General features: G+C 68.3%; 7 protein-coding genes. 2 read left to right on the plus strand and 5 right to left on the minus strand.

Going from position 1 to position 8,627, the window contains the following annotated elements; translation table 11 throughout:
* Nucleotides 1-751, plus strand: a 751-nt coding sequence (locus tag AC5RUJ_RS07105) for an NAD(P)/FAD-dependent oxidoreductase (RefSeq protein WP_494155708.1), incomplete at its 5' end; no start/stop codon positions are given.
* Between the two features lie 157 nt (nucleotides 752-908).
* On the opposite strand, the gene AC5RUJ_RS07110 is transcribed toward AC5RUJ_RS07105, so the two are convergent.
* A complete protein-coding gene (locus tag AC5RUJ_RS07110; protein ID WP_494128005.1) occupies nucleotides 909-1,808 on the minus strand; it encodes a LysR family transcriptional regulator in 900 nt (299 codons plus the stop codon).
* A 282-nt stretch (nucleotides 1,809-2,090) separates the two neighbouring features.
* Here AC5RUJ_RS07110 and AC5RUJ_RS07115 point away from each other — a divergent pair, with 282 nt between their 5' ends.
* The gene (locus tag AC5RUJ_RS07115) at nucleotides 2,091-3,485 is read left to right on the plus strand and encodes an MFS transporter (protein ID WP_494001507.1); all 1,395 of its coding nucleotides are present in this window, start codon (nucleotides 2,091-2,093) and stop codon (nucleotides 3,483-3,485) included.
* A gap of 290 nt (nucleotides 3,486-3,775) precedes the next feature.
* Here AC5RUJ_RS07115 and AC5RUJ_RS07120 read toward each other — a convergent pair whose 3' ends face one another.
* The 4 genes from AC5RUJ_RS07120 to AC5RUJ_RS07135 all read right to left on the minus strand — a co-directional run.
* Nucleotides 3,776-4,753, minus strand: coding sequence for a putative endonuclease domain-containing protein (locus AC5RUJ_RS07120; RefSeq protein WP_494128004.1), 978 nt, complete (start codon nucleotides 4,751-4,753; stop codon nucleotides 3,776-3,778).
* Between the two features lie 455 nt (nucleotides 4,754-5,208).
* Nucleotides 5,209-6,108, minus strand: coding sequence for a bifunctional methylenetetrahydrofolate dehydrogenase/methenyltetrahydrofolate cyclohydrolase (locus AC5RUJ_RS07125; protein ID WP_494128003.1), 900 nt, complete (start codon nucleotides 6,106-6,108; stop codon nucleotides 5,209-5,211).
* A gap of 1 nt (nucleotide 6,109) precedes the next feature.
* Nucleotides 6,110-7,390, minus strand: coding sequence for a serine hydroxymethyltransferase (gene glyA, locus AC5RUJ_RS07130; RefSeq protein ID WP_494026109.1), 1,281 nt, complete (start codon nucleotides 7,388-7,390; stop codon nucleotides 6,110-6,112).
* 247 nt (nucleotides 7,391-7,637) lie between these two features.
* Nucleotides 7,638-8,627 (minus strand): S1C family serine protease (locus AC5RUJ_RS07135; protein WP_494155709.1); only part of this gene is annotated, 990 nt, incomplete at its 5' end.

The raw sequence follows: 8,627 nt of genomic DNA on the forward strand, positions 1-8,627 counted from the left end.
CCGCGGCCTGGGCGTCACCGTCCTCGAGTACGCCGACCGGCCCATGAGCCGGGCCCTGACCCCCACCATGAGCGCGTTCTTCGCCGACGCCCACCGGCGCCTCGGCGTAAACCTGCGCCTCGGCGAAGGCATCGCCTCCTTCGACGCCGACGAGACCGGCCACGTCGCCGCCGCCATCAGCACCACCGGCGAACGCTACCCCGCGGACCTGGTCCTGGTCGGTGTCGGCGTCATCCCGCGCACCGAACTCGCCTCGGCCGCCGGCCTTGAGGTGGACAACGGCATCACCGTCGACGCCACCCTGCGCACCTCCGACCCGGACATCTACGCCATCGGCGACTGCGCGTCCTTCCCCAACCCCCACGCCGGCGCCCGCACCCGGCTCGAATCCGTGCAGAACGCCACCGACCAGGCCCGGCACGCCGCCCGCGCCATCCTGGGCACCGGGTCTGGCGGCTACGCGGATCTGCCCTGGTTCTGGTCCAACCAGGGGCCGCTGCGCCTGCAGATCGCCGGCCTGGTCGCCCCGGGCGACGAGGTAGTTCTCCGCGGCGACCCCGCCGACGAAAAGTTCTCCGTCTTCTGCTTCCGCAACGGCGCCCTCGCCGCCGTCGAATCCGTCAACCAGCCCGCGGACCACATGGCCGCCCGCCGCCTCCTCGCCGCCGGCGCCACCCTCACCCCCGAACAGGCCGCCGACCCCGCCTTCGACCTCAAGGCACACTCAAAACTGCAGCCGGCGGCGCTCTAGCAACAGCGCCGGTGCGGCAGGCAGCGGCAGCGGCAGCGGCAGCGGCAGCGGGTCAGGTTGTGTCGGCGGGTCAAGTGGTAGGTCAGGTTGTGTCGGCGGGTCAGGTGGTGGCAGGTCAGATTGCGCGCGGCGGGTCAGGTTGCGCGCGGCGGCAGGGTCAGGTGCCTCCGCCGCTGCCCAGTGCCTGCACGGCATGGCCCAACACCGCCTCGGCCCTGGGACTGAGGACCATGGTGTCCGGCCAGATCGCACACATGGTCGTCTGCGATACGGGCGGCAATAGCGGCCGCACCGCGACCGGCCGGCCTTCGACCGTCACGGCCGGGGCGGCCGGCCGTGACATCAGCAGCGCGTACCCCAGCCCCCGCCCGACGAGTGCCTGCACCAGCACCGCCTGCGGCATGGACGTGGCGACGTACGGGCGCAGGCCGCGTTCCTCAAAGACGCGATACGTGTTCGCCGTGCTCGGACTCGACTCGTACATGATGAGGGGTTCGGCGGCGAGGTCCGCCAAATCCACCGTTGACTGCCCGGCCAAGGGATGTTCCGGCGGCAGCACCGCCTGCAACTCGGTCTGATAGATGGTGCGCTGGCTGTACCCGGCGGGGAGCTCCATGTCGTAGACCATGGCCAGGTCCAGCAGCCCGGCGTCCAGGGCGGGCAGCAGGTCGTCGTGGGAGCCGACCGTGACGTCCACGCTGATGCCCGGATACTGTTCGGGCAGGCGATCGAGCACCGAGGGCAGGACGCTGCTGGCGAAGCTCGCGAAGCACCCCAACCGCACCGGTCCCTTCAGTTCGCCGGCTGCGCCTGAGAGGTCGCTGATCAGTGCTTCCGCATCGCGCAGCAGCAGTCGGGCCCGTTGCGCGAAGAACTGGCCCGACGGCGTCAGCTGGAGGCCGCGAGCCTTTCGCCGCACGCAGAGCTGCTCACCCGCGGCCCGTTCGAGGGCCGTGATGGCCTGCGACAGCGCGGACTCCGAGATGTTCAGGCTGGCGGCAGCCGAGCTCAGTGTCGGATGGTCCGGGAGGGCAGCGAAGAGTTGAAGCTGTCGCAAAGTGAAATCGACCACAATACTTCAGTCCAATCAAAGAAGTTCGCCGCTTATCTGAAGTTTACCGAGGATTGCGAGGCGTGTCACAATGGTTGTCACGTTCAACGTTCTGCCCCGAATGGTGGCTGATCCCAACCGGCGGGCATCGCCGGGCTGCCAAGCAGACCCGGCGGCGGAACCACACGACCCGGGCCGAAAACCCCGGCCTCGTTGTTCCCGCCCGCCTAAGCTCCACCCATCTGGTCGCGCCGGCCTCCTCGGTGTGACCGACCCAAGAGGACAACTATGAGCACTACAGTTTCCGGGCAATCGTCCGCCGCCAATCAGCGTCGCGTCGCGTTTGCCACCATCATCGGCACCACCATCGAGTGGTACGACTTCTTCATCTACGCCACGGCAGCGGGCCTGGTCTTCGCGCACCTGTTCTTCGAGCCGGCCGGCGAATCCATCGGGCTGCTCCTTGCCTTCGCCTCCGTTGGCATCAGCTTCCTGTTCCGGCCGCTTGGCGCCTTCCTGGCCGGACACTACGGCGACAAGCTCGGCCGCCGCGCCATGCTGGTCATCACGCTGATGATGATGGGAGCAGCGACGACGCTGATCGGCATCCTGCCCACCTACGAGACGGCCGGAATCCTGGCCCCGGTGCTGCTGCTCTCGCTGCGCATCCTGCAGGGCATCTCCGCCGGCGGCGAATGGGGCGGAGCCGTCCTGATGGCCGTGGAGCACGCCCCGCGTGACCGCCGCGGCCGTGCAGGGTCCTTCCCCCAGTTGGGTGTTCCGCTCGGCATGCTGCTCGCTTCGGGCGTCATGACTTTGATGACCGGCGTGATCTCCCCCGGCGAGGCCTTCCTTGAGTGGGGCTGGCGCATCCCGTTCCTGCTTAGCGTCGTGTTGATCGCCATCGGCTACATGGTTCGCCGCTCGGTGGACGAGTCCCCGGTGTTCAAGGAGATTGCCGACAAGAAGCAGCAGCAGAAGGTCCCCATCGTGGAACTGTTCCGCAAGCACTGGCTGCTGGTCATCCTGGCCGCACTGATCTTCGCCGGCAACAACTCTGCCGGCTACATGGCCACCGGCGGGTTCATCCCCAGCTACGCCACCAGCGAGGCAGTGGGCATGGAGCGCACCGACGTGCTGCTGGCCATCACGTTCGCCTCGGCCATGTGGTTCATCTTCACCGCCCTGGCCGGCATCATGGCCGACAAGATCGGTCGCAAGCGCACGTACCTGATTGGTTTCGGCGCCCAGCTGCTGACGGTCTTCCCGCTGTTCTGGCTGATCGACACCGGTTCGCTGGGCATGCTGTACCTGGCGCTGGCGCTGTTCAGTTTCGGCCTGGGCTTGAGCTACGGCCCGCAGGCGGCCTGGTACAGCGAGATCTTCCCGGCCTCCGTGCGATACTCGGGTGTCTCGATCGCCTACGCACTGGGCGCGATTCTCGGCGGCGCGTTCGCCCCAACCATCGCCCAGGCACTGATCAATTCCACCGGGACCAGCAGCTCCGTCTCGGCGTACCTGTTCGGCATGACGATCATCTCCATCATCGCTGTGCTGATCCTGCGCGACCGCCCCGGCATCGATCTGTCGATCAACAACCAGGCCGAGCAGGAAGTCGGGGCCACCGTCTTCGACAAGCGCCGCGGAGTTTCCACCGACGACGCCGTCAAGGCCGGCGTCTAAGCCACCAAGGTTGTGCTGGAGTAACCCCAGCTGACTCAACACCGAGGCGGGTGTCCTGCCGGAGCTATTCCGGCCGGACGCCCGCCTCGGTTGTGTCGGTCCGGTGCGTCGACCTCTTTGGCGCCCGATGGGACGTCGCGCCTCGGTCGTGTCGGTCCGATGCGTCGAGCTCTTCGGCGCCCCGATGGGACGCCCGCCTCGGTCGTGTCCGGCCGGTCCGTCGAGCTCTTCGACGCCCCGACCGGCGTCGTCTTTTTGCACCAGAACATGCTGCGGGGCCGGCTGTGAGCTCAGGCAGCCTGCTCCGCGGACCAGCCACGCCGCTGCAGTGCCGCGGTGATTTTTCGGATCGCGCGGTCTGCGCCGTTGGCCATGTGCCGCCTGGAGATCCGGACTTCGTCCCAGTCTGCTGCCCGGGCCCGTTCGGCCCGCTCGATGTCCCGCGCGATTTGGTCGGCCTGGCCGTGGCCTTCGCCCTCGTATTCGATGGCGATCCGGTATTCAGGCAGCGACAGGTCGGGGCTGTGCAGAATAGCGCCGTCGTCGTCCCTGATCGGCTTGTTCACCTCGGGTTCCGGCAATCCCGCGCTGAGCATGGCCAGCCGAAGCCTGGTCTCGGGCGGAGAGTCCGCTCCGACCCGGGCCAACGCCAAGGCTGCACGAGCCTTGCGCAGGCCCCGCTTTCCGGGGTGGCGGTTCAGCAGGGCCTGGAGATCCTCCCGGGTGGCGAATGGAGCCACGCGCCCTTCGAAGTCCGGCCGCGGAATGCGCAGGAGGTAGTCGGCTATCACCACCAAGTCAGCCAGATCGAGGGTTTCCGCCAGGTCCAGCCATGTCCGCGTGCGCGTCGTGAGGCACAGTCCATCCACCCAAGCCACTTCATCCGGGACGAGCCGGGATCGGTGGCCCGCCACGCCGGGGCGTTGCATCCGTGCGCGGTCGCTTGGACGCGAGATGTGGACCCGCCGATCGAAGCCGGCGGCAGGTTCGGGAAAGCCCCAAAGGCGTGCCGCGGTGTCATGTGAGGCAGCGCTCGAATCGCTGATCCGCGTGAACGGGCGCACGCGGGCTGCGAGGTCGAGGCCGGCCGGCTGGAGCGTGCAGATGCCCCGGCTTATGCGGATGAGGCGTGGGTGGCGCAACTGGCTCTTGCTCAGCCCCGATTTCAGGCCGTCCTCGATCGTGAACGCGGCGGCCTGCAGGTGCGGCGGGAGCGGCCTCAGCCGTGGCAGGTGCTGTTCCGGTCCCGGTCGGTGTGCTGGACTCATCCGGACATTATCTACAGCCGGCGCCCTGGCGTGCGGAAGTTGTTCACAGGTCATCGAGTGGCGGAAAGCTGCAGCGAACGTCGGCGTGTCGCTGCAACTTTCCACCAGTCGATTGTCGCCAAAGTTGCCGCCGCCCCGGGGGCTGCCGACGATTGGCTGCCGTAACAGTTTCGGCAGCCGCTCATGATTGGTCTCCTGCTCAGTCCGGCCGCCGCTGACTGTCTATCGCGTGGGGAGGCCAAGCGCCCGGCCGGTGAGCCCAAGAGCCCGCCGCTGATTCTCCGGCCGCGCACGAGGTAACCCCCGCCCGCCGCTGACTGTCCGCCGCGCGCGAGGCCAAACCCCGGCCGCCGGCTTTACCGGACAAGGCCAGCTGTACCAAGCAGCGCGGCCGGAAACGTCAGAGGGCGGCGTCCGGGATCCGGACACCGCCCTCTTGAGGTTCAGCGCAAGGTTCAGCCGGCCTGGCGCTCGGCGGCTCCCACGACGTTGGCCAGCAGCATGGCACGCGTCATCGGGCCGACGCCGCCCGGATTGGGCGAGAGCCAGCTGGCCACGTTGCGGGCCTCGGGCTCCACGTCGCCGGTCACCCGGGCCTTGCCGTCCTCGTCCTCGACGCGGCTGACCCCAACGTCCAGCACGACGGCGCCGGGCTTGAGGTCGGATGCCTTGATCATGTGCGGCATCCCGGCAGCGGCAATCACGACGTCGGCCTCGCGCAGTTCCGCCGCCAGGTCGATCGTTCCGGTATGGGCAAGGATCACCGTCGCGTTGATCTCCTTGCGGGTCAGCAACAGGCCCAGGGGGCGCCCCACGGTGACGCCACGGCCAACGACCAGCACGCGTTTGCCGGCCAACTCGACGTCGTGGCGCAGCAGCAGCTCGACACAGCCGTGCGGGGTGCAGGGCAGCGGCGAGTCCAGCGGCTCACCCACGTTGAGCACCAGCCGGCCCAGGTTCATCGGGTGCAGGCCGTCGGCGTCCTTGGCCGGGTCGATCTTCTCCAGGATGCGGTTGGTGTCGATGTGCTTGGGCAGCGGCAGCTGCACGATGTAACCGGTGCAGGCCGGGTCGGCGTTGAGCTCATCGAGGACCGCTTCGAGTTCCTCCTGCGAAACGGAGTCGGGCAGGTCGCGCCGGATCGACTCGATGCCCACTTCGGCGCAGTCTTTGTGCTTGCCGCCGACGTACCATTTGCTGCCCGGGTCCTCACCGACGAGCACGGTCCCCAGGCCGGGCACGATGCCCCTGGCCTTGAGCGCCGATACCCGTTCCGTGAGCTCGTTCTTGATTTGCGCCGCGGTGGCCTTGCCGTCCAGCACGCGGGCCGTCGGCGGGGTCGTATAGAGGTTCATGTCACCACTCCTCGTGGCCGGGGTAGAGCGGGAAGTCGTCGGCAAGCTTCTTCACGCGGGCCCGCAAGGCGGCAGTATCGGCGCCACCCTTGAGCGCGGTGGCAATGATGTCTGCGACCTCGGTGAATTCGGCCGCCCCAAAACCGCGGGTGGCCAGCGCCGGCGTACCGATGCGCAGCCCCGAGGTAACCATCGGCGGGCGCGGATCGAACGGCACGGCGTTGCGGTTGACGGTAATGCCAGCCTCGTGCAGCAGGTCTTCGGCCTGCTTGCCGTCCAACTGGGAATTGCGCAGGTCCACCAGGACCAGGTGGACGTCGGTGCCGCCGGTCAGCACGGACACGCCGGCCTCGGCCACGTCGGCGGCGGCCAGGCGCTCGGCCAAGATCCGGGCGCCTTCGAGCACGCGTTCCTGGCGCTGCTTGAATTCCTCGCCGGCGGCAATCTTGAAGGCCACCGCCTTGGCAGCGACCACATGCATCAGCGGGCCGCCCTGCTGACCCGGGAAAACGGCCGAGTTGACCTTCTTGGCGAAGGATTCCTTGCCCAGGATCACGCCGGAGCGCGGGCCGGACAGGGTCTTGTGGACCGTGGAGGTGACGATGTCCGAGTGCGGAACCGGGTTCGGATGCAGGCCGGCGGCGACCAGCCCGGCGAAGTGTGCCATGTCGGTCCAGAGGTAGGCTCCGACCTCGTCGGCGATGGAACGGAAGGCCTCAAAGTCCAGCTGGCGGGGGTACGCGGACCAGCCGGCCACGAGCACGTTCGGACGTTCGGCCAGCGCCTGCTCGCGGACCTTATCCATGTCCACCCGGAAGGTCTTCGGGTCAACCTCGTAGGCGGCGACCTGGTAGAGCTTGCCAGAGAAGTTCAGCCTCATCCCGTGCGTGAGGTGGCCACCGTGCGCCAGGGACAGGCCCATCATCTTGTCGCCCGGCTGGATCAGGGCGGAGAGGGCGGCCGCGTTGGCCTGGGCGCCGGCGTGCGGCTGGACGTTGGCGAATTCCGCGCCGAAGAGCGACTTGGCCCGCTCGATGGCCAGGTTTTCGGCGACGTCTACGTGCTCGCAGCCACCGTAGTAGCGCCGTCCCGGGTATCCCTCGGCGTATTTGTTGGTCAGGACCGAGCCTTGGACTTCGAGCACCGAACGCGGCGCGAAGTTTTCGGAGGCGATCATTTCGAGAGTGTCGCGCTGGCGACCGAGTTCGGCGTCGATCACGGCGGCGATTTCAGGATCCACCTGGGACAGCGGCAGATCGGTCACAGAGGGCGTAGAAGTCAAGGGAGAATCTCCTGGGTGGTGGGGCTTATCTCACTGCTACAGGCCAGATTACCGGCTGCAGGCACCCGCACGCATGACGCATGACCTGCCCCGGACACACTCCGGCCCGAACGTGACCTTACGTCCCAGGCGTGCGATCCGAGGTCGGTATATGCAGGAGCGGTAACCGACGGTTTCCGGCCCTGCTGCCACTTCCTGGTGGTGTCCCACCTAACGCCAGTCGCGGCGAGCCAATCCTAGCAGCCGGTCACGGCACCGGGCGGTCCGAGAGCGCAACCTGCACGCTTCGGGTCTCGTCGTCGCGGCGCACTTCCACGCTGACCGTGTCGCCCGGGTTGTGCTGGCGGATGGCGGCCAGCAGGTCTTCGGCGCTCGCCAGCGCCTCGCCGTCCACGCTCAGCAGCACATCGCCGGCGCGGATTCCCGCCTCGTCGGCCGGGCCGCCGTCGCCTACGGACAGGGCCAAAACGCCCTCCGCCTGGGGCACGCCGAGCTGCTCGGCGATCGCCGCCGTGATGCTGGCGGGAGTCAGGCCCATGAAAGCGTGGTCGGCGGTTCCGTCTTCGAGCAGTTCCTCGGCCACTTCCCGGGCGGTGGCGGCGGGGATGGCGAACCCGAGCGACACCGCGCCCGCCTCCGGCGGGATGTAGGCCTCACTGATGCCCACCACCTGGCTCCGCGCATTGACGACGGCGCCGCCCGAGTTGCCGGGGCTGATCGGCGCGTCGGTCTGGATCAGGTCCACCAGCGCCAGGCTCGACGAGGCGGATCCCGGGATGGAACGGTGCAGGCCGGAGATAATGCCTGCCGTGGCAGTATTCTCGAAGCCCAGCGGCGAACCGATCACCACGGCAAGTTCGCCGATCGTCGGCAGCGACGTGTTGAACTCGGCGGCCGGGAGCCCGTCGCGCTCGGTCCGCACCAAGGCCAGATCGGACACCGCATCCGTCGCCAGGACCTTGCCCGCGCTGCGTTGCCCGTCGGCGAAGCCAACCTCGACGGTGGTGCTGTCGCCGACCACATGTTCATTGGTCAGGATCAGCCCGTCTTCGGAATAGACCACGCCGCTGCCCAGGCCGTTGTCGGTAAAGACCGTCACCACGGACGGCTGCACGTTCTCCACGATCTCCGGAATGCCGCCGGCAGGCTGCGCCCCCGCGGGCTGTCCTCCTGCATCACCCGGCGCCTGCGTGGTCCCGCCGGTCGCGGCCGGGTCCCCTCCGCCGGTCACGGCCGG

Source organism: Arthrobacter sp. Y3223164 (assembly GCF_059091005.1).